The sequence below is a fragment of the Oceanibacterium hippocampi genome, from assembly GCF_900172325.1.
GTDB lineage: Bacteria > Pseudomonadota > Alphaproteobacteria > Sneathiellales > Sneathiellaceae > Oceanibacterium > Oceanibacterium hippocampi.
Genome location: NZ_FWFR01000001.1, coordinates 1,582,132 through 1,607,061 on the forward strand (window position 1 = coordinate 1,582,132; position 24,930 = coordinate 1,607,061).

Here is a 24,930-nt window from a genome sequence, read left to right on the forward strand (position 1 = left end):
CGGAGGAAAGACAACCTGACCCGTGGAAAGGTGTTTTCACAAATTCGTGTGATAATGGTGAAAACCTTCCGATTTCGTTGCTCCTGCCCGGCGCGGCCGCCCGGCGTTATTCCGCCGCTTCCCGGCGTTCGTCCGCAACCCCGTAACCGCCGCCGGTCGGGGTCTGGATGACGAAGATGTCGCCGACCGCCATGTCGGTGCGGTCGCGGCCCTCCAGCGTCTCGATGCTGCCGTCGGTGCGCTCGACCCATTGCGCGCCGACCGCGCCGTTCTCGCCCCCGGCCAGGCCGAAGGGCGGGACCTTGCGGTGGCTGGACAGGAGGGCCGCGGTCATCGGTTCCAGGAAGCGGATCCGGCGGAGCGTCCCGTCGCCACCGTTATGCCGGCCACGGCCACCCGAGCCGCGCCGGATCTCGAAGCTTTCGAGCCGGACGGGGAAGCGCCATTCGAGGATTTCCGGGTCGGTCAGCCGGGCGTTCGTCATGTGGGTATGGACGGCGCTGGTGCCGTCGAAATCCGGCCCGGCCCCCGAGCCGCCGCAGATCGTCTCGTAATACTGATACTGCTCGTTGCCGAAGGTGAAGTTGTTCATCGTGCCCTGGGCGGCCGCCATGACACCGAGCGCACCGAACAGGCAGTCGGTGATGCATTGCGAGGTCTCGACATTACCGGCGACGACGGCGGCCGGGTAGTGCGGGCGCAGCATCGACGGTTCCGGGATGATCACGTCCAGCGGCTTCAGGCAGCCGGCATTGAGCGGGATGTCGCCCTCGACCAGGCAGCGGAAGACGTAGAGCACGGCCGCCATGCAGACCGCCGTCGGCGCGTTGTAGTTGGTCGGGTGCTGCGGGCTGGTGCCGGTGAAGTCGATCCGCGCGCTGCGCGCCTCCTGGTCGATCGAGATCGCCACCTTGATGACCGTGCCGTCGTCGAGCGGATAGCTGAAGCTGCCATCCTTGAGCACGCCCAGCACGCGCCGGACCTCGGCCTCGGCGTTGTCGCGGACATGGCGCATGTAGGCATGCACGACGTCGAGGCCGAAATGGCCGACCATCTTGCGGATTTCCTGGATGCCCTTCTCGCAGGCGGCGATCTGGGCCTTCAGGTCGGCGATGTTCTGGGCCGGGTTGCGCGACGGATATTCACCGGACGACAGGATCGCGACCATCTCCTCCTCGAGGAAGCGGCCGCCGTCGACGAGCAGCAGGTTGTCGAGCAGCACGCCTTCCTCTTCCACCGTGCGGCTGTCGGGCGGCATCGAGCCCGGCGTCTTGCCGCCGATATCGGCGTGATGGCCGCGGCTCGCGACATAGAAGATGACCTGCCGGCCGTCGTCGTCGAAGACCGGCGTGATGACCGTGACGTCGGGCAGGTGGGTGCCGCCGTTGTAGGGCGCGTTGAGCACGTAGACGTCGCCGGGTTTCATGGTCTCGGCGCGTTCCCGGATCACCGTCTTGATGCTTTCCGACATCGAGCCCAGGTGGACCGGCATGTGCGGCGCGTTGGCGACCAGTTCGCCGTCGAGGTCGAAGATCGCGCAGGAGAAATCGAGCCGTTCCTTGATGTTCACCGAATAGGCGGTCTTCTCCAGCACCGTGCCCATCTGCTCGGCCGCGTTCATGAACAGGTTGTTGAAGATCTCCAGCATCACCGGGTCGACCTCGGTGCCGATGGCGACCCGCTTCGGCAGCGCCTGGACCCGGGTGAGGACAAGGTGGCGGCGGACGGTCAGCTCGGCCTCCCAGCCCGGTTCGACGACGGTCGTGCCGGTCGCCTCGACGATCACCGCCGGGCCCGAGATCCGGTCGCCGGGTTTCAGCGCCTCGCGATCGATGAAGGCGCTGTCGTGCATTTCGCCGGCCATGAAGACCGGGCGGGCCGCCAGCCGTTCGACCGTGTCGAGGCCGCCGTCGCCGGCCGCCTCGACCGGATCCTCGACCGCCTCGCCGGCACCGACCACCTCGACCGCGGCGGCCTCGACGACCATCGCCTTGTCCGGGGTGGTGAAGCCGTAGCGCTGCCGGTGGGCATCCTCGAAGCGGGCGACGATCTCGTCGTGGCTGCCCCATTCGACGACGATGGAATTGTCCGAACCGCCGTATTTGACATGCAACTGGCGGTGCACCGCGATCCGGCTCTCGGCGATTCCCTGGGCCCGCATCTCGGCGAGCGCGTCGGTGGCAAGCGTGTCGAGGGTCGTCGCGATGCCGTCGAGCTGGTCGGGGGCAAGGCGCGCCTCGACCGCCTGCTCGCGCATCACCCGGATGTCGGCGAGACCCATGCCGTAGGCCGACAGTACGCCGGCGTGCGGATGCAGCATGACCTTGCGGATGGCCAGCGAATCGGCAACCAGGCAGGCATGCTGCCCGCCGGCCCCGCCGAAGCAGTTCAGCACGTATTCCGAGACGTCGTAGCCGCGCTGCACGGAGATCTTCTTGATCGCATTCGCCATGTTCTGCACGGCGATTCGCAGGAAGCCGGCGGCGACCTCCTCGGGGCTCCGGGCATCGCCGGTCTCGGCGCGGATCCGTTCGGCCAGTTCGGCGAATTTCGCCTTCACCACATCGGCGTCCAGCGCCTCGTTGCCGTTCGGCCCGAAGACCTTGGGGAAGAAGGCCGGGTCGAGCTTGCCCAGCATGACGTTGCAGTCGGTGACGGTCAGCGGCCCGCCGTTGCGATAACAGGCCGGGCCCGGATAGGCGCCGGCGGAATCCGGGCCGACCCGGTAGCGGGCGCCGTCGAAATGCAGGATCGAGCCGCCGCCGGCGGCGACCGTGTTGATCAGCATCATGGGCGCGCGCATGCGGACACCGGCGACTTCCGTCTCGAAGGTCCGCTCGTATTCGCCGGCATAGTGCGAGACGTCGGTCGAGGTGCCGCCCATGTCGAAACCGATGACCTTGCCGAAGCCGGCCATCTCGGAGGTCCGCACCATGCCGACGACGCCGCCGGCCGGGCCGGACAGGATCGAATCCTTGCCCTGGAAGAAATGCGCGTCGGTGAGCCCGCCGTTCGACTGCATGAACATCAGCCGGGTGTCGCCGAGCTCGCGCGCGACCCGGTCGACATAGCGCCGCAGGATCGGCGAGAGATAGGCGTCGACGACGGTGGTGTCGCCGCGCGAGACGAGCTTCATCAGCGGGCTGGTCTCGTGGCTGGTGGAGACCTGGGTGAAGCCGATCTCGCGGGCCAGCGCCGCCACCTTCCGCTCGTGCTCGGTGAAGCGGTAGCCATGCATGAAGACCACGGCGCAGGCGCGGATGCCGCGCTCGTAGGCTGCCCGCAGGCCGGCGCGGGCCGCGTCGATGTCGAGTTCGCGCACGACCTCGCCGCGGGCGCCGATCCGTTCGTCGATCTCGACGACGTCGCTGTAGAGCATTTCCGGCAGGCGGATATCGAGGTCGAACAGCCGCGGGCGGGTCTGGTAGCCGATCCGGAGCGCGTCGCGGAAGCCCCGCGTGATGACCAGCAGGGTACGCTCACCCTTCCGTTCGAGCAGCGCGTTGGTGGCAACCGTGGTGCCCATCTTCACGGCGCCAACGCGGGCCGCCGGGATCGGCTCGCCGGCACCGACGCCGAGCAGGTCGCGAATGCCTTGCAGGGCGGCATCCTCGTAGCGTTCGGGATTCTCGCTCAGGAGCTTGTGGGTGACGATACGGCCTTCCGGGTCGCGCGCCACCAGGTCGGTGAAGGTGCCGCCGCGATCGATCCAGAATTGCCATTCGCCCACGCTCATGCCGCTCTCCGCCATTCTCGCTCGCTCCAAGCTCGTCGCCGTCAATCGCCGTCGGGACATCGACTGGATGGCCGCCCCGGGTGATCCATCGTTCGTTGCAACTGCAATTATGATCCGGACCGGGCACCGAAAACGACTCCTAATCGGCCGCTGGCCCGCGTCCGGCTGCGCGGCGCATTCTAGGCGTCGGGCGAGGGGCGTCAATGCAACTGAAAGTCAGGGCCCGCATCCGTGGCGCCTGCCGCCGGGGCGAGGCGGGGCGCGGGGATTAGGGCATTTTCGGGGCATGCTGGAACGGCTCGCCGCCACCTGCTAGGCTCGCCGTTCGAAACCAGCGACGACGGACTCGGGATGAGTATTTGGGGCAAGATACTGGGCGGGGCGGCGGGCTTCGCCCTCGGCGGGCCGCTCGGCGCCCTGATCGGCGGACTGGCCGGGCATGCGGTCGACCGCATTCGAGGCGACGAGACCGAGCTCGACACGAAGCCGCGCACCGAGGACCTGGCCGGAACCCGGCAGATTGCCTTCACCATCGCGGTGATCGCGCTCGGCGCGAAGATGGCGAAGGCCGACGGTGTCGTCACCCGCGACGAGGTCAAGGCCTTCGAGGAAGTCTTCCGCATTCCCGCGCACGAGCGCAAGAACGTCGCGCGGGTCTTCAACATGGCCCGGGAATCGACCGCCGGCTTCGAGGTCTATGCCCGCCAGGTGGCGACCCTGTTCCGCGGCAACCCGGCGGTGCTCGAGGATCTGCTGCACGGCCTCTTCCACATCGCCAAGGCGGACAATGTCCTGCACGAGCGGGAGGAGGAATATCTCCGCGCCGTGGCCTCGATCTTCGGTTTCGACGAGGCCGCCTACCATCGCATCCGGGCGATCCATTTCGGCGACATCCGCGAGAATGCCTACGAGATTCTCGGCGTCGAGCCGACGATATCGACCGACGAACTGAAGCGGGCCTACCGCAAGCTGGTCCGCGAGAACCATCCCGACAAGCTGATCGCCCAGGGCGTGCCGCAGGAATTCGTCGACCTCGCGAACGAGAAGCTGGCCCGGATCAACGACGCCTACGACCAGGTGATGCGCAGCCGCGCCGCCGCCTGAACCCCCTGCCGAAACGGTCGCGCCCATGCCGGTCAGTCACGTGCTCCTCGCGATGGTCGCGAACCTCGCCTGGGGCTTCAACTTCATTGCCGGCAAGTTCGGCGTCGAGCATTTCCCGGCGATCCTCTTCACCTCGATGCGGTTCGGCCTGATGGCGGTGCTCCTGGTCCCGTTCATGAAACGGGTGCGGACGCGCGAGCAGTTCGGCAAGATCGTGCAGATCGCGCTGCTGATGGGGGTGCTGCATTTCGCCTGCATGTTTTCCGGCCTCGGTCGCGCGGCGGACATCAGTTCGGTGGCGATCCTGAGCCAGCTTTACGTGCCCTTCGCGACCATCCTGGCGATCGTCCTGCTGAAGGAAACGGTCGGCTGGCGGCGAGCCTCGGCAATCGGCGCCGCCTTTCTCGGCGTGCTCGTCATCGGTTTCGACCCGACCGCCTTCCGGCATCCCGACGCGGTCGTGCTGGTCGCCGCCGGGGCGTTGTTCATGGCGATCAACAACATCGTCGCGCGCACGCTCAGCGGTGTCGACGTCTTCACCCTGCAGGCCTGGATGGGGCTGATCGCCGCCCCGACGCTGTTCGCCGGCTCGATGATCCTGGAAGACGGGCAATGGGAAGCGCTGGCCTCCGCCGGTGCCCTCGAATGGAGCTCGGTCGCCTATTCCGCGATCGTCACCTCGATCATCGGCCATGGCTGCATCTATTTCCTGCTGCAGCGCCACCCGGTCTCGGTCGTCGCGCCCTACATGCTGCTGACGCCGATTCTCGCGGTGATCTTCGGCGTGCTGATCTGGGGCGACGTGCTGACCTGGAAGCTCGTTCTGGGCGGCATCCTGACCCTCGCCGGGGTCGCGGTGATCACCCTGCGTTCCGCGCGTTCCGCGCGGCCGGCGTCCTGACAATGACGGACATCACCCGCCGGGCCTCGCCCAACCACGACGCGCGCCCGCCGGGCGGTCCGGTCGATATCCTGCTGGTGCATTACACGGGCATGGAGAGCGCCGAAGCCGCCCTCGACCGGCTCTGCGACCCGGCCGCCAAGGTCAGCGCGCATTATCTGATCGACGAGGCGGGCAGGATCTTCGCCCTGGTCGACGAGGCGCGGCGGGCCTGGCACGCGGGGGTTGCCTCGTGGGCCGGGGCTGCCGACATCAACGCCCGCTCGGTCGGCATCGAACTGGTCAACCCGGGCCACGAATTCGGCTACCGGCCGTTCCCGGAGGCGCAGATGCGGGCGCTCGACGGACTGGCGATCGCGATCGTCGCGCGCCATGGGATCCCGCCCCACCGGGTGATCGGTCATTCCGACGTGGCGCCCGAGCGGAAGCAGGATCCCGGCGAGCTGTTCGACTGGGCGAGGCTCGCGCGCCTTGGTCTCGGGCTCTGGCCGGCGCCGGATTTCGCGCCGTCGCCGCATGCCGAAGCGCTCGGCCCCGGGGCATCGGGGGCGGCGGTCGTCGACCTGCAACTGGCCCTCGGCGGCCTCGGCTATCGCGTCGAGGGGACCGGGCTCTACGACACCCCGACCGGGGCGGTCGTTACCGCCTTCCAGCGCCACTGGCGACAGTCCGGGGTGGACGGGATCGCCGATGGCGAGACCCGCTCGCTCATCCATCACCTCCTCGACAGGTTGCCTGACGGGCCGGCTTGACCGGGGGACGGGCGCGGCGTAAGTCAGTTCCGGGCCAGACGGCCGGATGGCCGCTGTCGGCGCGTGAGCGTCGGCAGAGGAAAGTCCGGGCTCCACGGAAATACGGTGCCGGGTAACGCCCGGCGGGGGCGACCCCAGGGAAAGTGCCACAGAAAGCAAACCGCCCGGCCGTCTTCGGATCGCCGGGCAAGGGTGAAAGGGTGCGGTAAGAGCGCACCGCGCGCCTGGCAACAGGGGCGGCATGGCAAACCCCACCGGGAGCAAAACCGAATAGGGGCGGCCGGCGGCGGGAGCGATCCCGGCCGCGGGTGCATTTCCGCACCGTCGCCCGGGTTGGTTGCAGGAGGCGGTCGGCGACGATCGTCCCAGATGAATGGCCATCCCCTGCTTGCAGGGACAGAACCCGGCTTACAGGCCGTCTGGTCCGCCCGCTCTTCCGTCCGCTTCGCTGGGCTGCTCCCCTCAATCGGGCAGGGTCTTGCCTCGCGCCCCTACGGTGCGACGCAGGGCTCCCTCGGCGCGAGCGCGATGTCGTCGGCCGCGTGATAGCGGACGATCACCCGGCGCGGCAGCGCCTGCCGGTTGTTGCGTCGGGTCTTGTAGAAGGGCACCAGCGGGTCGCGGTCGATATTGGGATCCTCCTCCAATATCGACGAGGTGACGAAATCGAGAAAGGTGGCATGCAGGGTCGTGCCGGCCGGCAGGGCGCGGGCGGCGGCGGATTCCCCGGCTGATTCCCACGTCATCCAGGCGGCAAGCGGATCGCCCTCGGCCTTGGTCTCGCCGCAGATCCGCGTCGGTTTGCCATAGGCCGCCTCGAGCGCGGCGACGATCTCCAGGTAGTCGCGAAGCGCCATGGCGCCCCGGCGCCGCTGCATCATCACCTGGCGCAGGCCGCCGCTCGCCTCGTCGATCTGCAGGATGACGTCGAAGCGCTGACCGGCAAGCGGCTGGTCGAGCAGGGCGAACGGCGCCCGCATCGGGCCATAGCGCCAGGGTGGGGAAAGTTCGCGCAGACGCTCGCCGAAGGCGGCCCGGACCGCGCCAGCCGGCATCCCCCAGTGGAGACGGTCGAGGGCGAGCCCCTCCAGGCCCGAGTCCGGGGGTGTCCCGGCCGCGATCGCCCGCGACGATGGGGGCGCAACCGATCCGAGGAGTGCCAGGACGACCGCAAGCAGGATGGCCGGGATCCCGAGGCGGGGGCGGCGACGGTTCGCGAACGGCGTCGCCGCGACGGCGCCCGACTTCGCCCCGGCGCCGAAATCGGCCGCCGCGAAAAAGAACATAATACGAACACACTGTTGTCCAAGTAATACCATGGCGACTGATTATGGCTGTTCTGCAAGGGGGATGGCGAGCTGCTTTCGGATGTTGGATTTACCTTCAATTTTAGCCATTTGGTGCCGCGGAAACCCAAGGATTTAGGGGTGGTTCCCATTGACTCCCCATGTCGTACCATGCTATCCCAAATGATCCCATCCGCAGCCCATGTCATGTCGGGCCGGACCGGAGGGTGGGGGCGTTCGTAGGGCTCAAGTCGGGACGGAAACGGTGTTTGTTTCCAATTTCACCAACAGGATCGACAAGAAGTGGCGGGTTTCCGTGCCCGCGCGCTATCGCGCGATTCTGTCCGAAGCCCAGGATTCGGTGATCTACGCCTATCCCCATCCGACCTCGCCCTCGATCGTCTGCTCAGGCATCGGCCCGATCCGCGAACTGCAGGCCTCGATCGGGAAGTTCAACCCGCTGTCGCAGGATTTCGACGACTTCGCCGACGCGCTGCTGTCGCAGATCGAGGAGATGTCCTGGGACAACGAGGGCCGCGTCGTGCTGCCGGAGAACCTGCGGATCCACGCCGGGCTTTCGGATTCATGCGTCTTTGCCGGCCGTGGCGATACCTTCCACATCTGGGAGCCGGCCGCCTTCCAGCGTCGCCTCGAGGAGGCCCGGCGCAACGCCCAGAGCCGCCGCGATCAGCTGTCGCGCATCACGCCGCCCGGCGGGAGCGGCGCATGACCGCCGGCGCTCGTCAGGCGCCTGGGCACGAGCCCGTCATGCTCGGGGAAGTGGTGACGGCGCTCGCGCCCCGCGATGGGGCCGTCTACGTCGACGCCACCTTCGGCGGCGGCGGCTACAGCCGCGCCATCCTGGAGGCGGCACGCTGTCGCGTGGTCGGTATCGATCGCGATCCGGCCGCCCGGCCGCGGGCCGAGGCGCTGGCAGCCGAGTTCGGCGACCGTCTCGAATTCGTCGAGGGCTGCTTCGGCGACATGGAGCGCTTGCTCGGCGCCCTCGGCATCGAGGCGATCGACGGGGTTGCCTTCGACTTCGGTGTCTCGTCCTTCCAGATCGACCAGGCGGAGCGGGGCTTCTCCTTCAGCAAGGATGGCCCGCTCGACATGCGCATGGGCGCCGACGGGCCGACCGCGGCCGACATCGTCAACGAGCTGTCCGAGGGCGAACTCGCCGACATCATCTACCGCTATGGCGAGGAACGCCGGTCGCGCGCCGTCGCGCGTGCCATCGTCGCGAGCCGGGCCGAGGCGCCGATCCGGACCACCAGGGCGCTCGCCGCGCTGGTCGCCCGCGTGGTCCGCAAGAGCGGCGACATCCACCCGGCGACGCGGACCTTCCAGTCGCTCCGCATCCACGTCAATGACGAGCTCGGCGAGATCGAGCGTGGCCTCGCCGCGGCCGAGCGGCTGCTCCGTCCGGGCGGCCGGCTTGTCGTCGTCGGCTTCCACAGCCTTGAGGACCGGATCGTCAAGCGGTTCCTGATCGCCCGCGCCGGGCTTGCGGGGCGGCCGTCCCGCCACCAGCCGGACTTGCCGCCGGCACAGGCGCCGAGCTTCGAGCTGCTGCATGGCGGCGTGACGAAGCCGGGGGCCGGCGAAACGGCGCGCAATCCGCGGGCCCGCTCGGCGCGCCTGCGCGCGGCGGTGCGGACAAGCGCCCCGTCATGGCCGCTGGAGGACGCGGCATGAGGGGGCTGGTTGTCTTCGCCACCGTCGTCGTCGTCGGCGCGGCCTATGGGCTTTACGAGCTGAAGTACGAGGTCGAGCATCTCGAGGACCGGCTTCGCAGCCTGAACGGCGGCATCGCCGACAGCCGCGACGCGATCGAGGTGCTGCGGGTCGAATGGAGCTATCTGAACCGCCCGGAATACCTGCAGGAACTGGCGACGCAATATCTCGACTACCAGCCGATCGCGGCGACCCAGGTGGCCGAGATCGATCGTTTGCCGTTCCGCCCGTTCGATCGTGACGAGAACGAGCTCGATTCCATCGACGGCGTCCCGGTGCCGCGCGACAAGCCGAGCCGGGCGCCGCTGATCGGCGGCGACCAGCCGGGCGCGGCGGCCCGCATGGTCGCCTACCATCTCGCGACGGGGGAGAGGCGCTGATGGTGTCGCTCGGCCGTTCTCCCGATCTGCAGGCCGGGTCCGCGATGGCCCTGCCGCCGCGCGGACGCAAGCGCCGGGGCTTCGGCTTCGGGCTCGATCCGAACCTGACGCTGCGCCTCGAAGGCGGCGCCAAGGCAACCCTGGAGCAGGGCCGCAACCGGGTTGTGGTGGCCGGCGTGCTGTTCGCCGTCTGCTTCTCGGTGATCGCGATCCGTCTGGTCGGCCTGACTCTGATGCAGGGCGAGGACGTCCGCAATTACGCGGCGATGCGCTCGGTCGCCGCCGAGCCGACCCGGAGCCGGGCGGCGATCTACGACCGCAACGGCAAGCTGCTGGCGGCCAATATCGCGAGCTGGTCGCTCTACGCGAACCCGCGCAAGATCGACGCCCCGAAGACGCTCGCCCGCTCGCTCAACCGGATCATGCCCGAACTCAGCCTCGCCGGGCTCGAGGCGGATCTGTCGAGCGACCGCAAGTTCATCTGGATCAAGCGCCACCTGACGCCGCGCCAGCGTTTCGAGGTCAACCGCCTGGGCGAGCCGGGACTGGAGTTCGAGCCGGAGGAGCGTCGCGTCTATCCGCAAGGGCGGCTGGTCTCGCATGTCGTCGGCTTCACCGACGTCGACAATCACGGCATCGCCGGGATCGAGCGGACCTTCGACGGCTCGCTGACTGGCGAGCGCGGCGGCGAACCGGTGACGCTCTCGCTCGATCTCCGCGTCCAGCACGCGCTCCGCGACGAGCTGCTGCGCGCGGTTTCCGACTTCCAGGCGGTCGGCGCCACCGGCGTCGTCATGGACGTGTTGAGCGGCGAAGTGCTGGCCATGGTCTCGCTGCCCGATTTCGACCCGAACAAGCCGCAGGACGATCCGAAGGACGCGCTGTTCAACCGCGCCACCGCCGGCGTCTACGAGATGGGCTCGACCTTCAAGACCTTCACCATCGCGATGGCCCTCGATCTCGGCGTCGTCGGGATGGAGAACGGCTACGACGCCTCGAAGCCGATCCGCGTCGGGCGCTTCCGGATCCGCGATTTCCACGCCAAGAACCGCTGGCTGTCGGTGCCCGAGATCTACATGTATTCCTCGAACATCGGCGCCGCGAAGATGGCCATCGATGTCGGCATCGATCGCCAGCAGGCCTTCATGGGCGCGATCGGGCTGCTCGACCGGCCGGCCCTCGAACTGCCCGAGGTGGCCGCGCCGATCCTGCCGCCGCGCTGGAAGACGACCGAGGCGATGACGATCTCCTTCGGGCACGGCCTCTCGGTCAGCCCGTTGCAGACCGCCTCGGCGGTCGCCGCGATGGTCAATGGCGGGGTCATGCTGCCGGCGACCCTGATCCGGCGCGACCCGGCCTCGCCGCTCAGCGGTCGCCGGGTGATCAGCCAGCGCACCTCCGAGAAGGTCCGCCGCCTGATGCGTCTCGTGGTCGACGAGGGCACCGGCGGCAAGGCGGCCGCGGTCGGCTACGTGGTCGGCGGCAAGACCGGCAGCGCCGAGAAGGCGGTCAACGGCCGCTACAAGCGCGACGCGCTGCTGACCTCGTTCATCGCCGCCTTCCCGATGAACAGCCCGCGCTACCTCGTTTTCGCCATGCTCGACGAACCGCAGGGCAACAAGTCGACGCACAATTACCGCACCGCCGGCTGGACCGCGGCACCGATCGTCGGGCGCACGGTGGCGCGCATCGCGCCGATCCTCGGCGTCGAACCGGCGGACGAGGAATCGCCGGAAATCCGCAACGCGCTGCTCGTGAAGATCAAGACCAGGGAGGGCCGGGATGCGGCTTTCTGACTTGGTCAACGGTGACGCCCTCGGACCTGTCGCCGACCGCGAGATCGCCGGGCTTTCCGCCGACAGCCGCGAGATCCGGCCGGGCTACCTGTTCGCCGCGCTTGCCGGCTCGCGCGCCGACGGCGCCAGCTATATCGCCGACGCGGTGCGCCACGGCGCCGTCGCCGTGCTGACCGCGCCGCAGGTGTCGGCCGAGTTCGACGCGGTCGCCCGCCTGACCGACGAGAATCCGCGCCGTCGCTTCGCGCTGATGGCGGCCCGTTTCTATCGCGAGCAGCCCGGCACCATCGCCGCCGTGACCGGCACCAACGGCAAGACCTCGGTGGCCAATTTCACCCGCCAGATCTGGGACCGGCTGGGCTGGCGCGCGGCCAGCCTCGGCACCCTCGGCGTGCTTGGCCCGGACGGCGAGCGGCCGCTCCGCCACACCACGCCCGACCCGGTCGAGGTGCACCAGATTCTCGCCGGACTGGCGCGCGACAAGGTCAGCCATCTGGCCCTCGAGGCGTCGAGCCACGGTCTCGACCAGTGCCGGCTCGACGGGGTCAGGGTGTCGGCCGCCGCCTTCACCAACCTGACGCGCGACCATTTCGACTATCACCCGACCGCGCAGGATTACCTGAACGCCAAGCTCCGCCTCGTCAACGCGGTCATGGCGCCGGGCGGCGCGGTCGTGCTGAACGCCGACAGCGACGCCTTCGAGGCATTTCGCGACGCCGCTCTGGCGCGTCGCCACCGCATTCTCACCTACGGCCGCCGGGGCAAGGATATCCGCCTCGTCTCGGTCGAGGCAGAGAGCAATGGACAGGCTCTCCGGTTCGAGTTGATGGGTCGTGTCCATGACGTGTTCCTCCCGCTCGTCGGTGCATTTCAGGCCCAGAATGTGTTGTGTTCCCTTGGCTTGGTAGTGGCCTGCAATGCCGACGAGTTTTCCGCGGTAGCGGCACTTTCGGGGCTCCGGGGCGTACCGGGGCGTGTTGCGTTGGTTGCCCGGCATGGCAACGGAGCCCCGGTCTTTGTCGACTACGCGCATACGCCAGACGCGCTCGCCAACGTGCTCCAGGCGCTCCGGCCCCATTGCCGGGGTCGGCTGGTCGCGATCTTCGGCTGCGGCGGCGACCGCGACCCGGGCAAGCGCCCGGAAATGGGACGCGCCGTGGCCGAGCATGCCGATATCGCGATTCTCACCGACGACAATCCGCGCGGCGAGGACCCGGCAGCGATCCGCAAGGCGGCCATGGCCGGCTGTCCGCAGGCGATCGAGATCGGCGACCGTGCCGAGGCGATCAGGGCCGGCATCGGGATGCTGGAGGCGGACGACCTGCTGGTGATCGCCGGCAAGGGCCACGAGCAGGGCCAGGTCGTCGGCGACAAGGTTCTGCCCTTCGACGATTCGAGTGTCGCGCGCCAGGTCGCGCAGGCCCTCGGCGGGAGCGCGAAATGACCGCCCCGGCACTCTGGCGGGCCGGCGACGCCGTGGTCGCGTCCTCCGGCACGGCGACCGCCGACTGGGCGGCGACCGGCGTCTCGATCGATAGCCGCACGCTGGCGCCCGGCGACCTGTTCGTCGCCCTCGACGGGCCGAGCCGTGACGGCCACCAGTTCGTCGCCGACGCGTTGCGCCGTGGCGCTGCCGCCGCGATGGTGACCCGTCGCCCGGAAGGTGTCGCGGATGACGCGCCGCTGCTGATCGTCGAGGATACGCTGGCCGCGCTTGAGGCGCTCGGGACCGCGCGCCGCCGCGCGGTCGACGCCCGCGTCGCCGCCGTGACCGGCAGCGTCGGCAAGACCGGCAGCAAGGAGGCGCTGCGCAAGATCTTCGCCGACCAGGGCCGCTGCCATGCCAGCGAGGCGAGCTACAACAACCAGTGGGGCGTGCCGCTCAGCCTTGCGCGGATGCCGCAGGACAGCGAGTTCGCGATCTTCGAGCTCGGCATGAACCACGCGGGCGAGCTTGGCCCGCTGTCCCGGATGGTCCGGCCCCATGTCGCCCTGATCACCACGATCGCGCCGGTGCACCTGGAATTCTTCGCCAGCGAGCGGGCCATCGCCGCCGCCAAGGCGGAGATCTTCGAGGGCATCGAGCCCGGCGGCACGGTCGTGCTCAACCACGACAACTCGCACTTCCACTTCCTCGCCGACGCGGCCAGGGCCGCCGGCATCGGCCATGTCGTCTCGTTCGGCAGCCATCCGGAATCCGATGTCCTGCTCAAGGCGAGCAACCTGTTCGCCGGCTTCAGCTGCGTGCATGCCAGCGTCAACGGCCAGGCGGTGGCCTATCGCGTCGGCCTGCCGGGCCAGCACTGGGTCGAGAACTCGCTCGGTGTGCTCGGTGTCGTCGCGGCCATGGGCGGCGATCTCGCCCGCGCCGCGCTCAGCCTCGGCCAGCTCGCCCCGATCAAGGGCCGCGGCCGCCGTCACCGGGTGATCATCGCGGGCGGCGGTTTCGAGGTCATCGACGAGAGCTACAACGCCAATCCCGCCTCGATGCGGGCGGCGATCGCGGTGCTCGGCCAATCGGAGGTGAAGTCCGGCGGCCGCCGTGTCGCGGTGCTGGGCGACATGCTGGAACTCGGCGCCAATGCCGGACGGCTCCACGCCGAGCTCGCGCCGGCGCTGCTCGAGGCCGGCGTCGACCAGGTCTTTCTCTGCGGCGCCAACATGGCCGCGCTCGCCAGCGCGCTGCCGCCGGAGAGGCTGGCCGCCCATGAAGGCGACGCCGCGAAGCTTCGCGACCGCGTGCTGCACGGCGTTCATTCCGGCGACGTGGTGCTGATCAAGGGATCGCTCGGCAGCCGCATGGCGCCGATCGTCGAAGCGCTGCTGCACCTCGGGCATGCCCCCGAGATGCGGGCGAACGGGTAGGGGCGGCCGATGCTGTACAATTTCGTCACCCCCTTCGCGGACGATTTCGGGGTCCTCAACCTGTTCCGCTACATCACCTTCCGGACCGGCGGCGCGACCATCACCTCGCTCCTTGTCTGCTTCCTGTTCGGCCAGCGGATCATCGACTGGCTGCGCAGCAAGCAGCATGCCGGCCAGCCGATCCGCGACGACGGGCCAAGCTCGCACCTGATCGCCAAGCAGGGCACGCCGACCATGGGCGGCTTCCTGATCCTGCTCGGCGTCGGCTCCGGCAGCCTGCTCTGGTGCGACCTCTCCAATCCCTACGTCTGGGCCGTGCTGATGGTCACCGCCGGGTTCGGCGCGATCGGTTTCGCCGACGACTACCTGAAGGTGAGCCGCCACAATGTCCGCGGCGTGCCGGGCCGGATCAAGCTCATCGCCGAGGCCGCCATCGCCCTCGCGGCGACCGCCTGGATCATGTATTTCATGCCCGCGCCGCTCTCGTCTGGGCTCGCCATCCCGTTCCTGAAGACGGTGCTGATCAACTTCGGCTGGTTCTTCCTGATCGTCGGCGTCTTCGTGCTGGTCGGCGCCTCGAACGCGGTCAACCTGACCGACGGGCTGGACGGCCTGGCGATCGTGCCGGTGATGATCGCGGCCGCCTCGTTCGCGCTGATCGCCTACCTGGTCGGCAACGCGGTCTTCTCGAACTACCTGCAGATCCACTATGTTCCCGGCGCCGGCGAGCTTGCCGTGCTGTGCGGCGCGCTGGTCGGCGCCGGGCTCGGCTTCCTCTGGTTCAACGCCCCGCCGGCGATGGTCTTCATGGGCGACACCGGCTCGCTGTCGCTCGGCGGCACGCTCGGCGCCATCAGCATCGTCACCAAGCACGAGCTGGTGCTGGCGATCATCGGCGGCCTGTTCGTGCTGGAGACGGTCTCGGTGATCGTCCAGGTCGCCTCGTTCAAGATGACCGGCCGCCGGGTCTTCCGGATGGCGCCGCTGCATCATCATTTCGAGCAGAAGGGATGGGCGGAATCGACCGTCGTCATCCGCTTCTGGATCATCGCGGTAATCCTGGCGCTGGCCGGGCTTGCCACCCTGAAGCTGCGGTAGCGCCGATGATCGTGATCGACAGCTATCGCAACAGGGACGTTGCCGTGTTCGGGCTCGGCAAGAGCGGTCTTTCGACCGCCGCCGCGCTTGCCGCGGGCGGGGCCCGGCCCGTGCTCTGGGACGACGACGAGGGTCGCTGCGCCGCCGCCGCCGCCGCCGGATACCGGCTCGCCGACCCGGCCGGCGCCGACTGGCCGACCGACGGACCGCTGGTCCTGAGCCCCGGCGTGCCGCTGCACGGTCCGACGCCGCACCCGGTGGTCGACCGGGCCCGGGCCGCGGGCCAGGAGATCATCGGCGACGTCGAGCTCTTCCTGCGCCAGGACCTGCCGGCCCGGCGCGTCGGCATCACCGGCACCAACGGCAAGTCGACGACGACCGCGCTGCTCGGCCATATCCTGGCGGAGGCCGGTTACAGCGTCGCGGTCGGTGGCAATCTCGGCGATCCGGTGCTCTCGCTCGATCCGCTCGACGGTGCCGGCATCCATGTGCTCGAACTGTCGAGCTACCAGCTCGACCTGGCGCCGTCCTGGTCGGGCGACGTCTCGGTGCTGCTCAACATCAGCCCCGACCATCTCGACCGCCATGGCGGGATGGCCGGCTACCTCGCGGCCAAGCGCAAGATCTTCGCCCGCCAGTCCGGAAACCAGGTCGCCGTGGTCGGTGTCGATGACCGGACCACGGACGGGATCCGCCGCGATCTCGAACGCCGGGCCAGCGGGCCGGTGGTGCCGATCGGCGTCGGCCGGCGGCTCGACGGCGGCGTCTACGTGGTCGACGGGATGCTGTTCGACGGACGCGGCCAGAGCGCCGAATGGATGGCCGAGCTGAAGGACGCCCGTGCCCTGCCGGGACGCCACAACTGGCAGAACGCCGCCGCCGCGGCCGCCGCGGCGCTCTCGCTCGGGCTCGAGCATGGCGCCGTCGCCGACGGCATCCTGAGCTATCCCGGCCTTGCCCATCGGCAGGAAATCGTCGGGCGCTGCGAGGGCATCCGTTTCGTCAACGATTCCAAGGCGACCAATGTCGACGCCGCGACCCGGGCGCTGGCCAGCTACGGGACGATCTACTGGATCGCCGGCGGCCGCGCCAAGGGCGAGAGCCTGGATCCGCTGTCGCCCTATTTCGACCGCATCCGCGGCGCCTGGCTGATCGGCGAGGCGGCGGAGGATTTCGCCGGCTTCCTCGGCCGCCGGGTCCGGACCGAGATTTCCGGCACGCTGGCCCGCGCGGTCGAGGCTGCGTGGCGCGCGGCGCGGGCGGATGGCGAGCCGGATGCGGTCGTGCTGCTGTCGCCGGCCTGTGCCTCGTTCGACCAGTTCGCCAATTTCGAGGCCCGCGGCGAGGCCTTCCGGGCAGCCGTCGCGGCGCTGCCGGAAGCCTGTGAGACGGAGGCCGGCCGATGAGCGCGATCAGCCGCGTCGACCGTTCGATCGTCGGCCACTGGTGGTGGACCGTCGACCGCTGGACCCTGCTCTGCATTCTCGCGCTGGTGCTGTTCGGCGCCCTGATGACGCTTGCCGCGAGCCCCGGCGTGGCCGACCGGATCGGCCTCGACAGCTTCCATTTCGTGCGCCGCCAGCTCGCCTATCTGCCGTTCGCGGTGGCGCTGATGATCGCCGTCTCGCTGCTCTCGCCGCTCTGGGTCCGCCGGGTTGCCTGCCTCGTGTTCCTGGGCGCGCTGACGCTGACCGCGCTCACCCTGGTGATCGGCGCCGAGGTCAAGGGCGCCCAGCGCTGGATCTGGCTCGGCGGCTTCACCCTGCAGCCGAGCGAGTTCCTGAAGCCCGCCTTCGCGGTCGTCGCCGCCTGGATGTTCGCCGAACAGCGCCGCGACGGCGGCCTGCCCGGCAACGCGATCTGCATGGCCCTGTTCGCGGTCGTGCTGTCGCTGCTGCTGTTGCAGCCGGACGTCGGCATGGCGCTGGTCATCTCGGTGGTCTGGTTCGGCCAGTTCTTCATCGCCGGCCTGCCGCTGATCTGGGTCGTCGGCCTCGCGATCATGGGGATCGGGCTCGCGGTCGGCGCCTATGCCTTCTATCCCCACGTGACCAGCCGGGTCGACCGGTTCCTCGATCCGACCGGCGGCGACAACTACCAGATCGACCGCGCGATGGAGGCCTTCCATGCCGGCGGCCTGTTCGGGCGCGGGCCCGGCGAGGGTGCCGTGAAGGCGGTCCTGCCGGACGCCCACACGGACTTCATCTTTGCCGTCGTCGCCGAGGAATACGGTCTCTTCATCTGCCTGCTGGTGGTCGCGATCTTCGCCTTCATCGTGCTGCGCGGTTTCCTCCGTCTGCTCGAGTGCAAGAACTTCTTCGTGATGCTCGCGAGCGTCGGACTGCTCACCCAGTTCGGCCTGCAGGCGATCATCAACATCGGCGTCAACCTGCGGCTCATGCCCGCCAAGGGCATGACCTTGCCGTTCATTTCCTACGGCGGCTCCTCGCTGCTGGCGCTTGCCTTCTGCATGGGCATGGTGCTGGCGTTCGGCCGCCGCCGTCCGGGCCTGGGAGCGGAATTATGAGCGAAATCGGGCGGACCATCCTGCTCGCCGCCGGTGGCACCGGCGGCCACGTCCTGCCGGCACAGTCGCTTGCCGTCGAACTGCAGTCGCGCGGCTGGCAGGTGGCGCTTGCCACCGATGCGCGCGGCGAACGCTACGAGGCGCTGTTCCCGGGCGTCACCGTCCACCGTCTGCCGGCCGGCACCTTCTCGTCCCCCGGGCTCGGGGCGAAGCTGCGGGCGGGCCTCGCGATCGTGAACGGCTACCGGCTCGCCCGCCGCCTGATCCGCCGCCTCGATCCGGTCGCGGTGGTCGGTTTCGGCGGTTACCCGTCGCTGCCGACGATGCTGGCGGCGACGCGCGGCAGCCGGCCGACGGTGCTGCACGAACAGAATGCCGTGCTCGGCCGCGTCAACCGCCTGCTGGCGCCGCGCGCGACCCGGATCGCGACGGGCTTCGAGACCATCGAGGGCGTGCGCCCGGACGATCTGGCCAAGGTCGTGCTGGTCGGCAACCCGGTGCGCCAGGCGATCGCCGCGGTTCGCGCGCTGCCCTATACCGCGCCGGGCGACGGCGGCGCGCTCCGCCTGCTCGTGCTCGGCGGCAGCCAGGGCGCGACGGTCTTCTCGGAAATCGTGCCGGAGGCGCTCGGCCGCCTGCCACAGGCGATGCGGCGGCGTATCCGGATCACCCAGCAATGCCGGGCCGAGGACCTCGAGGCGGTCCGCCAGCGCTATCGCGATCTCGGGATCACGGCGGACCTGGCGAGCTTCGTCAGCGACGTGCCGGCGCTGCTCGGCTCCTGCCACCTCGCGATCACCCGGGCCGGCGCCTCGACGGTTTCGGAACTGGCGGTCGCCGGCCGGCCGTCGATCCTGGTGCCCTATCCGCATGCCACCGACGACCACCAGAGCGCCAATGCCCGCGCGCTCGTCGCGGCCGGCGGCGCCTGGGTGATGCCACAGGACAAGTTCACCATCGATTCCTGCCGCCAGACCCTCGAGGCCCTGCTCAGCGACCCGGAATCGCTGCAGGAGATGGCCGATGGCGCCCGCTCCGCCGGCCGCCCGGAGGCCGCCCGCGATCTGGCCGACCTGGTCGAGAAACTGCTGCCGGAGCAATCCCGGCTCGGCCGCCAGAGCACCGTGACCCGGACGATGGTGGCCGCATGAGAGCGCTTCCCCTCGATATCGGGCTCATCCACTTCGTCGGCATCGGCGGCATCGGCATGTCGGGCATCGCCGAGGTCATGCACAATCTGGGCTACCAGGTGCAGGGTTCGGACATGGCCGCGAATGCCAACGTACAGCGGCTCCGGACGCTCGGCGTCAGGGTCTTCGAGGGGCATGCCGCGGAGCAGGTCGGCGAGGCCAAGGTGGTGGTCGTCTCGACCGCGGTGAAGCGCGACAATCCGGAAGTTCGCGCCGCCCGCGAGCGCCATGTCCCGGTCGTCCGCCGGGCCGAGATGCTGGCCGAACTGATGCGCCTGAAATGGTCGATCGCCGTCGGCGGCACGCATGGCAAGACGACCACGACCTCGCTGATGGCGGCCCTGCTCGACCGCGCCGAATTCGATCCGACCGTGATCAACGGCGGCATCATCAATGCCTATGGCACCAATGCCCGGCTCGGCGAGGGCGAATGGATGGTGGTCGAGGCCGACGAATCCGACGGCAGCTTCACCAAGCTGCCGGCGACGATCGCGGTCGTCACCAACATCGACCCGGAGCATCTCGACTTCTACGGCGACTTCGACAAGGTGCGCGACGCCTTCCGCGCCTTCGTCGAGAATATTCCCTTCTACGGCTTCGCCGCGCTCTGCCTCGATCATCCGGAAGTGCAGGCGCTGATGGGCCGGATTTCCGACCGCCGCCTGCTCGCCTACGGCTTCTCGCCGCAGGCCGACGTGCGCGGCGTCGATGTCGACTTCGCCGAGGGCCGTTCGCGCTTCGCCGCCGAGATCGGCGACCGCCTGCCCGGCGGGCCGCGCCGGATCGAAGGCCTCGGCCTGCCGATGCCCGGCCGGCACAATGTCCTGAACGCGCTCGCCGTGGTCGCCGTCGGCGTCGAGATGGGCTTCACCGACGAGGTGATCCGGGGCGCGCTGGCCGGCTTCGAGGGCGTGAAGCGCCGCTTCACCCGGACCGGGATCGTCAACGGCGTCACCATCATCGACGACTACGGCCACCATCCGGTCGAGATCGCGGCCGTGCTGAAGGCCGCGCGCCAGGCCTACGAGGGGCGGGTGATCGCCGTCGTCCAGCCGCACCGCTACAGCCGGTTGCGCGACCTGTTCGAGGATTTCTGCAGCTGCTTCAATGACGCCGACTCGGTCGTCGTCACCGATGTCTACGCCGCCGGCGAGGCGCCGCTCGAAGGGGTCGACCGGCAGGCGCTGATTGACGGCCTTCGCGCCCATGGCCATCGCCGGGTCCGCGGCCTCGACGGTCCGGCCGCGCTGGCCGGGGTCGTCGCCGAGGAAGCCGAAGCGGGCGATGTCGTGGTCTGCCTCGGCGCCGGCTCGATCTCGGCATGGGCCAATGCGCTGCCCGAGGACCTCACCCGGCTGACCGCGAAAGAGGCGTCCGCATGATGGCCCTCGAACGGAACAGCGGACTGATCGACCGGCTGCCGGCGGTGCGCGGCAGCTACCGGGCCGATGTGCCGCTTGCAAAATTCACCTGGTTCCGCGTCGGCGGCCCGGCCGAGGTCCAGTTCAAGCCGGCCGATGCCGACGATCTCGCCGCCTTCCTCGCCGGACGCCCGGCCGACGTGCCGGTGACCGTGATCGGCGTCGGCACCAACATGCTGATCCGCGACGGTGGCATTCGGGGTGTCGTCGTCCGCCTCGGGCCGGCCTTCGCCGAGATCGCGATCGCCGACGGCGAGATCGTCGCCGGCGCCGCGGCCCAGGATCTGACCGTCGCCCGCAGCGCCGCCCGGGCAGGCGTGGCAGGGCTCGAATTCCTGAGCGGCATTCCGGGCGTGATCGGCGGCGCGCTGCGCATGAACGCTGGCGCCTACGGCCGCGAGATCAGCGACGTGCTGGTCTCCGCCAGCGCCCTCGACGGGCAGGGCGGGCGGCACGAACTCGCCGCCGACGAGCTCGGCCTTACTTACCGCCACAGCAGTGTGCCGGGCGACTGGATCTTCATCTCGGCCCGGTTGCGCGGCGGGAGCGACAGCCCGGCCGCGATCGAGGCCCGCATGGCCGAGATCCAGGCGAAGCGCGAGGCCAGCCAACCGATCCGCGCGCGTACCGGCGGCTCGACCTTCGCCAATCCGCCGGGTCGCAAGGCCTGGGAGCTGATCGACGGGGCCGGCTGTCGCGGCTTGCGCCGTGGCGGCGCGATGGTGTCGGAGCAGCACACCAATTTCCTGATCAACACCGGCACGGCGACCGCCGCCGACCTCGAGGGGCTGGGCGAGGAAGTTCGCCGCCGGGTCTTCGAGAAATACGCGGTCGAGCTTCGCTGGGAGATCGAGCGGGTCGGCGAATTCGCCGACAAGCCGGGGAGGACGGTCGCATGAAGCATGTCGCGGTGCTCATGGGCGGCTGGTCGACCGAACGCGAGGTCTCGCTGGTGAGCGGGCACGCCTGTGTCGCGGCGCTGACGGAAGCCGGCTACCGGGTCACCCCGGTCGACGTCGACCGCAACGTAAGCAGCCATCTGCAGGCACTTGCCCCGGATGTCTGCTTCAACGCGCTGCATGGACGGTTCGGCGAGGACGGGACGATCCAGGGCCTGCTGGAGATCATGGGCATCCCCTACACCCATTCCGGTGTGATGGCCTCGGCGCTGGCGATGAACAAGCCGGTCGCGAAGACGCTGTTCGCCGCGGCGGGGCTCCGCTGCGCCGAGGGCGAGGTCACCACGCGCAAGGCGCTGGCCGCCGGCCGGACGCCCGACGTGCCCTATGTCATCAAGCCGCTCAACGAGGGATCGAGCGTCGGCGTCAGCCTCGTCTTCGAGGGCGACAACCAGAGTTTCTCCGATGCCGACTGGCCCTTCGGCGAGGAGGTGCTGGTCGAGCGCTACATTCCCGGCCGGGAAATCCAGGTCGCGGTGATGGGCGACGAGGCGCTCGGCGCCGTCGAGATCCGCCCGCTCGGCCGCTTCTACGACTACGAGGCGAAATATACCGGCGGCAAGGCCGAGCATCTGATGCCGGCGCCGCTCGACGAGACGGACTATGCCGAGGCGCTCGACATCGCGCTCCGCGCGCACAGGGCGCTGCACTGCCGGGGCGTGAGCCGCGCCGACCTGCGCTTCGACGATACCGGCGGGGCGGGCGAGCGCGGCTTCTACCTGCTGGAAATCAACACCCAGCCCGGCATGACGCCGCTCAGCCTGGTGCCGGAAATCGCCGCCGCGCGCGGCATCGACTTCAAGACGCTGGTCGCATGGATGGTGGAGGACGCGGGATGCGATCGCTGATGGCGATGATCACCGGCCGGTCGGCAACCGGTCGCGGAACCCGGGGCAAGACGTCGGCCGGGAGCGGAACCCGGGCCGGGCGCAAGCCCAAGACCCGGGCCGTGCCGGTGCGCGCCGAACCGAAACTCCGGGTCGCGAAGCCGGCCGCGCCGAACGCGCCGCGCAAGGTGCCGACGGCGACGAAGCGCGACAACCGGCGCACGCCGACCCGGCGCGGCAGCGGCAAGCGCCCGGCGCCGCGCTGGCTGGCGCCGACGCTCGTCGCGGCCTCCGTGCTGGTCGTCGCGGGCGGGGTGGCCGGTGGCGGCTACCTGCTCTACCAGGGCGGCTATGTCGACCGCATGGGCGCGGCCGCCAACGACACGCTGCGGGCCGGCATGATGCGGGCCGGGCTGGTGCTGCGCGACGTCACGGTGGAAGGCCGGCGGCGGACCGATGCCGACGACATCCTGCGCGCCGTCGGCGTCGCCCGGGGCGATCCGATCTTCGACATCGACCCGTACGAGATCCGCCAGCGCATCGAGCGGCTCGGCTGGGTCCGCTCGGCGAGCGTCGAGCGCCGGCTGCCCGACAGCGTGCATATCCGCCTGGAGGAACGGCGGCCGTTCGCCCGCTGGCAGCACGAGGGCCAGACGGTGCTGATCAGCCGCGACGGCAGCGTGATCGTGAAGTCCGATCCGGCCGAGTTCCGTTTCCTGCCACGGGTCGTCGGCGGCGGCGCCGAGGCGGTCGCGGCGAAGCTGTTCGACCAGCTTGCCGAGAAGCCGGAGCTGTTCGCCCGGGTCCGCAACGCGATCCGTGTCCGCGACCGGCGCTGGGACCTGCAACTCGACAACGGGATCATCGTCAAGCTGCCCGAGGACGGCATGAAGGAGGCCTGGTTGCGCCTCGCGCTTCTCGAGGCCGACGACGCGATTCTCGCCCGCGACCTGCTCGCCATCGATCTCAGGGTGCCCGGGCGGGTCTTCGTCCGGCTGACGCCCGATGCGGCGGCGGTGCGGCGCCAACCGGGGAAAGACACGTAGTGAGCAGTGCAGATGCAACACGAACAGCCAGGGGGAAAGGCCGTAACATGGTCGCTGTAGGTCGAAACGGGCCGCTTGCGGCGCTTGATATCGGAACGACGAAGGTATGCTGCTTCGTCGCGCGCCAGGATGCCGGCGCGTTGCGCGTTACCGGGATCGGGCATCAGGTGTCGCATGGCCTCAGGGCCGGTGCGATCACCGACATGGAGGCGGCCGAGGAATCGATCCGTGCGGCCGTCGATGCCGCCGAGCGCATGGCCGGGGAAACGATCCGCGAGGTCGTCGTCAGCCTGTCCGGCGGCCAGCCGGTCTCGCACACCGTCGGTGTCGAGGTCGCGATCGCCGGGCACGAGGTCGGCGACAGCGACCTGCGCCGGGTCATGGACCAGGCCCGCGCGCGGCAGGAGCCGGGCGACCGCGAGGTCATCCACGCCCTTCCGGTCGGCTATACCATCGACGGCAGCCGCGGCATCCGCGATCCGCGCGGCATGTACGGCGAGCGTCTCGGCGTGAACATGCACGTTGTGACGGCGCAGACCGGCGCCCTCCGGAACCTGGCGATCTGCATCGAGCGCTGCCACCTGCAGGTCGCCGACATCGCTGTCGCGCCGTACGTCTCGGGCCTCGCCTGCCTGGTCGAGGACGAGATGGATCTCGGCGTCACGGTGATCGAGATGGGCGGCGGCACGACCTCGCTCGCGATCTTCTACGACGGCGCCGTGGTCCATACCGACGTGATCCCGATCGGCGGCACGCATGTCACCAGCGACATCGCCCGGGGCCTCGCGACCACGACCGCCCATGCCGAGCGGCTGAAGACGCTCTACGGCAGCGCCATTCCGAGCCCGTCGGACGAGAAGGAACTGGTCGACGTGCCGCTGATCGGCGAGCAGGACGACGACGTCGCCAATCATGTGCCGCGCTCGATGCTGGTCGGGATCGTCAAGCCGAGGATCGAGGAGACGCTGGAACTCGTTCGCGACCGGCTGATCACCTCGGGCCTGGAGAAGGCGGCCGGGCGCCGGGTCGTGCTGACCGGCGGCGCCAGCCAGCTTGCCGGCGTGCGCGAGCTCGCCGCCCGCATGCTCGACAAGCAGGTCCGGCTCGGCAAGCCGATCCGCATCAAGGGCCTGGCCGACGCCACCGGCGGCCCGGCCTTCGCGGCCTGTGCCGGGCTGCTGTCCTACGCAACCATGGAACAGCGTGACGCGACGCCACGCCGTCTTCGCGACGAAAGCGCCGCAACGGGAACCTTCGGCCGGCTGGGACGCTGGCTGAAGCAGAACTTCTGAGACGATGACCACT

General features: G+C 69.5%; 20 protein-coding genes and 1 other RNA gene. 19 read left to right on the forward strand and 2 right to left on the reverse strand.

Annotated elements, in window-relative coordinates:
• Nucleotides 1-106: 106 nt before the first annotated feature.
• A complete protein-coding gene (locus OCH7691_RS07480) occupies nucleotides 107-3,736 on the reverse strand; it encodes a hydantoinase B/oxoprolinase family protein (RefSeq protein WP_217807844.1) in 3,630 nt (1,209 codons plus the stop codon).
• Nucleotides 3,737-4,087: 351 nt separating this feature from the next.
• On the opposite strand from OCH7691_RS07480, the gene OCH7691_RS07485 reads away from it, so the two are divergent.
• The 4 genes from OCH7691_RS07485 to rnpB all read left to right on the forward strand — a co-directional run bounded on the left by OCH7691_RS07485 (nucleotide 4,088) and on the right by rnpB (nucleotide 6,920).
• Nucleotides 4,088-4,840, forward strand: coding sequence for a TerB family tellurite resistance protein (locus OCH7691_RS07485; protein WP_085882719.1), 753 nt, complete (start codon nucleotides 4,088-4,090; stop codon nucleotides 4,838-4,840).
• A gap of 25 nt (nucleotides 4,841-4,865) precedes the next feature.
• Entirely contained in the window at nucleotides 4,866-5,741 is an 876-nt protein-coding gene (locus OCH7691_RS07490; protein WP_085882720.1) for a DMT family transporter, read from the forward strand.
• A 2-nt stretch (nucleotides 5,742-5,743) separates the two neighbouring features.
• A complete protein-coding gene (locus tag OCH7691_RS07495) occupies nucleotides 5,744-6,493 on the forward strand; it encodes an N-acetylmuramoyl-L-alanine amidase (RefSeq protein ID WP_085882721.1) in 750 nt (249 codons plus the stop codon).
• Nucleotides 6,494-6,527: 34 nt separating this feature from the next.
• Nucleotides 6,528-6,920: RNase P RNA component class A (gene rnpB / locus OCH7691_RS07500), an RNA gene on the forward strand.
• 64 nt (nucleotides 6,921-6,984) lie between these two features.
• Here the strand turns inward: rnpB and OCH7691_RS07505 are convergent.
• Complete coding sequence (locus OCH7691_RS07505; RefSeq protein ID WP_085882722.1) at nucleotides 6,985-7,779, reverse strand: hypothetical protein; 795 nt, start codon at nucleotides 7,777-7,779, stop codon at nucleotides 6,985-6,987.
• 265 nt (nucleotides 7,780-8,044) lie between these two features.
• Here OCH7691_RS07505 and OCH7691_RS07510 point away from each other — a divergent pair, with 265 nt between their 5' ends.
• Genes OCH7691_RS07510 through ftsA form a run of 15 tightly spaced genes read left to right on the forward strand, consistent with a single transcriptional unit; the run spans nucleotide 8,045 to nucleotide 24,917 of the window.
• Complete coding sequence (locus OCH7691_RS07510; RefSeq protein WP_176244958.1) at nucleotides 8,045-8,509, forward strand: division/cell wall cluster transcriptional repressor MraZ; 465 nt, start codon at nucleotides 8,045-8,047, stop codon at nucleotides 8,507-8,509.
• The gene (gene rsmH, locus OCH7691_RS07515) at nucleotides 8,506-9,477 is read left to right on the forward strand and encodes a 16S rRNA (cytosine(1402)-N(4))-methyltransferase RsmH (RefSeq protein WP_085882724.1); all 972 of its coding nucleotides are present in this window, start codon (nucleotides 8,506-8,508) and stop codon (nucleotides 9,475-9,477) included. Before OCH7691_RS07510 ends, rsmH begins: the two co-directional genes overlap by 4 nt.
• The gene (gene ftsL / locus OCH7691_RS07520; protein WP_085882725.1) at nucleotides 9,474-9,896 is read left to right on the forward strand and encodes a cell division protein FtsL; all 423 of its coding nucleotides are present in this window, start codon (nucleotides 9,474-9,476) and stop codon (nucleotides 9,894-9,896) included. The genes rsmH and ftsL overlap by 4 nt, the downstream gene beginning before the upstream one ends.
• Entirely contained in the window at nucleotides 9,896-11,692 is a 1,797-nt protein-coding gene (locus OCH7691_RS07525) for a peptidoglycan D,D-transpeptidase FtsI family protein (protein WP_217807845.1), read from the forward strand. Before ftsL ends, OCH7691_RS07525 begins: the two co-directional genes overlap by 1 nt.
• Nucleotides 11,679-13,136, forward strand: coding sequence for a UDP-N-acetylmuramoyl-L-alanyl-D-glutamate--2,6-diaminopimelate ligase (locus OCH7691_RS07530; RefSeq protein WP_085882726.1), 1,458 nt, complete (start codon nucleotides 11,679-11,681; stop codon nucleotides 13,134-13,136). The genes OCH7691_RS07525 and OCH7691_RS07530 overlap by 14 nt, the downstream gene beginning before the upstream one ends.
• On the forward strand, nucleotides 13,133-14,557 hold the full coding sequence (locus OCH7691_RS07535; protein ID WP_085882727.1) for a UDP-N-acetylmuramoylalanyl-D-glutamyl-2,6-diaminopimelate--D-alanyl-D-alanine ligase: 1,425 nt from the start codon (nucleotides 13,133-13,135) through the stop codon (nucleotides 14,555-14,557). The genes OCH7691_RS07530 and OCH7691_RS07535 overlap by 4 nt, the downstream gene beginning before the upstream one ends.
• Nucleotides 14,558-14,566: 9 nt before the next feature.
• Nucleotides 14,567-15,655, forward strand: a complete 1,089-nt coding sequence (gene mraY / locus OCH7691_RS07540; protein WP_085882728.1) for a phospho-N-acetylmuramoyl-pentapeptide-transferase — start codon at nucleotides 14,567-14,569, stop codon at nucleotides 15,653-15,655.
• Nucleotides 15,656-15,660: 5 nt separating this feature from the next.
• A complete protein-coding gene (murD, locus tag OCH7691_RS07545; protein ID WP_085882729.1) occupies nucleotides 15,661-17,061 on the forward strand; it encodes a UDP-N-acetylmuramoyl-L-alanine--D-glutamate ligase in 1,401 nt (466 codons plus the stop codon).
• On the forward strand, nucleotides 17,058-18,182 hold the full coding sequence (gene ftsW / locus OCH7691_RS07550; RefSeq protein ID WP_085882730.1) for a putative lipid II flippase FtsW: 1,125 nt from the start codon (nucleotides 17,058-17,060) through the stop codon (nucleotides 18,180-18,182). The genes murD and ftsW overlap by 4 nt, the downstream gene beginning before the upstream one ends.
• Entirely contained in the window at nucleotides 18,179-19,333 is a 1,155-nt protein-coding gene (gene murG, locus OCH7691_RS07555; RefSeq protein ID WP_085882731.1) for an undecaprenyldiphospho-muramoylpentapeptide beta-N-acetylglucosaminyltransferase, read from the forward strand. The genes ftsW and murG overlap by 4 nt, the downstream gene beginning before the upstream one ends.
• Nucleotides 19,330-20,754 (forward strand): UDP-N-acetylmuramate--L-alanine ligase, encoded by a 1,425-nt coding sequence (gene murC, locus OCH7691_RS07560; RefSeq protein ID WP_085882732.1) that lies wholly within the window; start codon nucleotides 19,330-19,332, stop codon nucleotides 20,752-20,754. The genes murG and murC overlap by 4 nt, the downstream gene beginning before the upstream one ends.
• Nucleotides 20,751-21,692, forward strand: a complete 942-nt coding sequence (murB, locus tag OCH7691_RS07565) for a UDP-N-acetylmuramate dehydrogenase (protein WP_085882733.1) — start codon at nucleotides 20,751-20,753, stop codon at nucleotides 21,690-21,692. The genes murC and murB overlap by 4 nt, the downstream gene beginning before the upstream one ends.
• Nucleotides 21,689-22,600 carry a D-alanine--D-alanine ligase gene (locus OCH7691_RS07570; protein WP_085882734.1) on the forward strand — a complete coding sequence of 304 codons (912 nt, stop codon included), beginning with the start codon at nucleotides 21,689-21,691 and terminating at the stop codon, nucleotides 22,598-22,600. Before murB ends, OCH7691_RS07570 begins: the two co-directional genes overlap by 4 nt.
• Complete coding sequence (locus OCH7691_RS07575) at nucleotides 22,588-23,625, forward strand: cell division protein FtsQ/DivIB (RefSeq protein WP_139839575.1); 1,038 nt, start codon at nucleotides 22,588-22,590, stop codon at nucleotides 23,623-23,625. The genes OCH7691_RS07570 and OCH7691_RS07575 overlap by 13 nt, the downstream gene beginning before the upstream one ends.
• A 47-nt stretch (nucleotides 23,626-23,672) precedes the next feature.
• A complete protein-coding gene (ftsA, locus tag OCH7691_RS07580) occupies nucleotides 23,673-24,917 on the forward strand; it encodes a cell division protein FtsA (protein ID WP_085882736.1) in 1,245 nt (414 codons plus the stop codon).
• Nucleotides 24,918-24,930: the final 13 nt, after the last annotated feature.

Excerpts from the sequence above, each read along its gene's own strand:
- OCH7691_RS07480 (WP_217807844.1), bottom strand. The coding sequence starts at position 3,736 with ATGAGCGTGGGCGAATGGCAATTCTGGATCGATCGCGGCGGCACCTTC.
- OCH7691_RS07485 (WP_085882719.1), top strand. The coding sequence starts at position 4,088 with ATGAGTATTTGGGGCAAGATACTGGGCGGGGCGGCGGGCTTCGCCCTC.
- OCH7691_RS07490 (WP_085882720.1), top strand. The coding sequence starts at position 4,866 with ATGCCGGTCAGTCACGTGCTCCTCGCGATGGTCGCGAACCTCGCCTGG.
- OCH7691_RS07495 (WP_085882721.1), top strand. The coding sequence starts at position 5,744 with ATGACGGACATCACCCGCCGGGCCTCGCCCAACCACGACGCGCGCCCG.
- OCH7691_RS07505 (WP_085882722.1), bottom strand. The coding sequence starts at position 7,779 with ATGTTCTTTTTCGCGGCGGCCGATTTCGGCGCCGGGGCGAAGTCGGGC.
- rsmH (WP_085882724.1), top strand. The coding sequence starts at position 8,506 with ATGACCGCCGGCGCTCGTCAGGCGCCTGGGCACGAGCCCGTCATGCTC.
- ftsL (WP_085882725.1), top strand. The coding sequence starts at position 9,474 with ATGAGGGGGCTGGTTGTCTTCGCCACCGTCGTCGTCGTCGGCGCGGCC.
- OCH7691_RS07525 (WP_217807845.1), top strand. The coding sequence starts at position 9,896 with ATGGTGTCGCTCGGCCGTTCTCCCGATCTGCAGGCCGGGTCCGCGATG.
- OCH7691_RS07530 (WP_085882726.1), top strand. The coding sequence starts at position 11,679 with ATGCGGCTTTCTGACTTGGTCAACGGTGACGCCCTCGGACCTGTCGCC.
- OCH7691_RS07535 (WP_085882727.1), top strand. The coding sequence starts at position 13,133 with ATGACCGCCCCGGCACTCTGGCGGGCCGGCGACGCCGTGGTCGCGTCC.
- mraY (WP_085882728.1), top strand. The coding sequence starts at position 14,567 with ATGCTGTACAATTTCGTCACCCCCTTCGCGGACGATTTCGGGGTCCTC.
- murD (WP_085882729.1), top strand. The coding sequence starts at position 15,661 with ATGATCGTGATCGACAGCTATCGCAACAGGGACGTTGCCGTGTTCGGG.
- ftsW (WP_085882730.1), top strand. The coding sequence starts at position 17,058 with ATGAGCGCGATCAGCCGCGTCGACCGTTCGATCGTCGGCCACTGGTGG.
- murG (WP_085882731.1), top strand. The coding sequence starts at position 18,179 with ATGAGCGAAATCGGGCGGACCATCCTGCTCGCCGCCGGTGGCACCGGC.
- murC (WP_085882732.1), top strand. The coding sequence starts at position 19,330 with ATGAGAGCGCTTCCCCTCGATATCGGGCTCATCCACTTCGTCGGCATC.
- murB (WP_085882733.1), top strand. The coding sequence starts at position 20,751 with ATGATGGCCCTCGAACGGAACAGCGGACTGATCGACCGGCTGCCGGCG.
- OCH7691_RS07570 (WP_085882734.1), top strand. The coding sequence starts at position 21,689 with ATGAAGCATGTCGCGGTGCTCATGGGCGGCTGGTCGACCGAACGCGAG.
- OCH7691_RS07575 (WP_139839575.1), top strand. The coding sequence starts at position 22,588 with ATGCGATCGCTGATGGCGATGATCACCGGCCGGTCGGCAACCGGTCGC.
- ftsA (WP_085882736.1), top strand. The coding sequence starts at position 23,673 with ATGGTCGCTGTAGGTCGAAACGGGCCGCTTGCGGCGCTTGATATCGGA.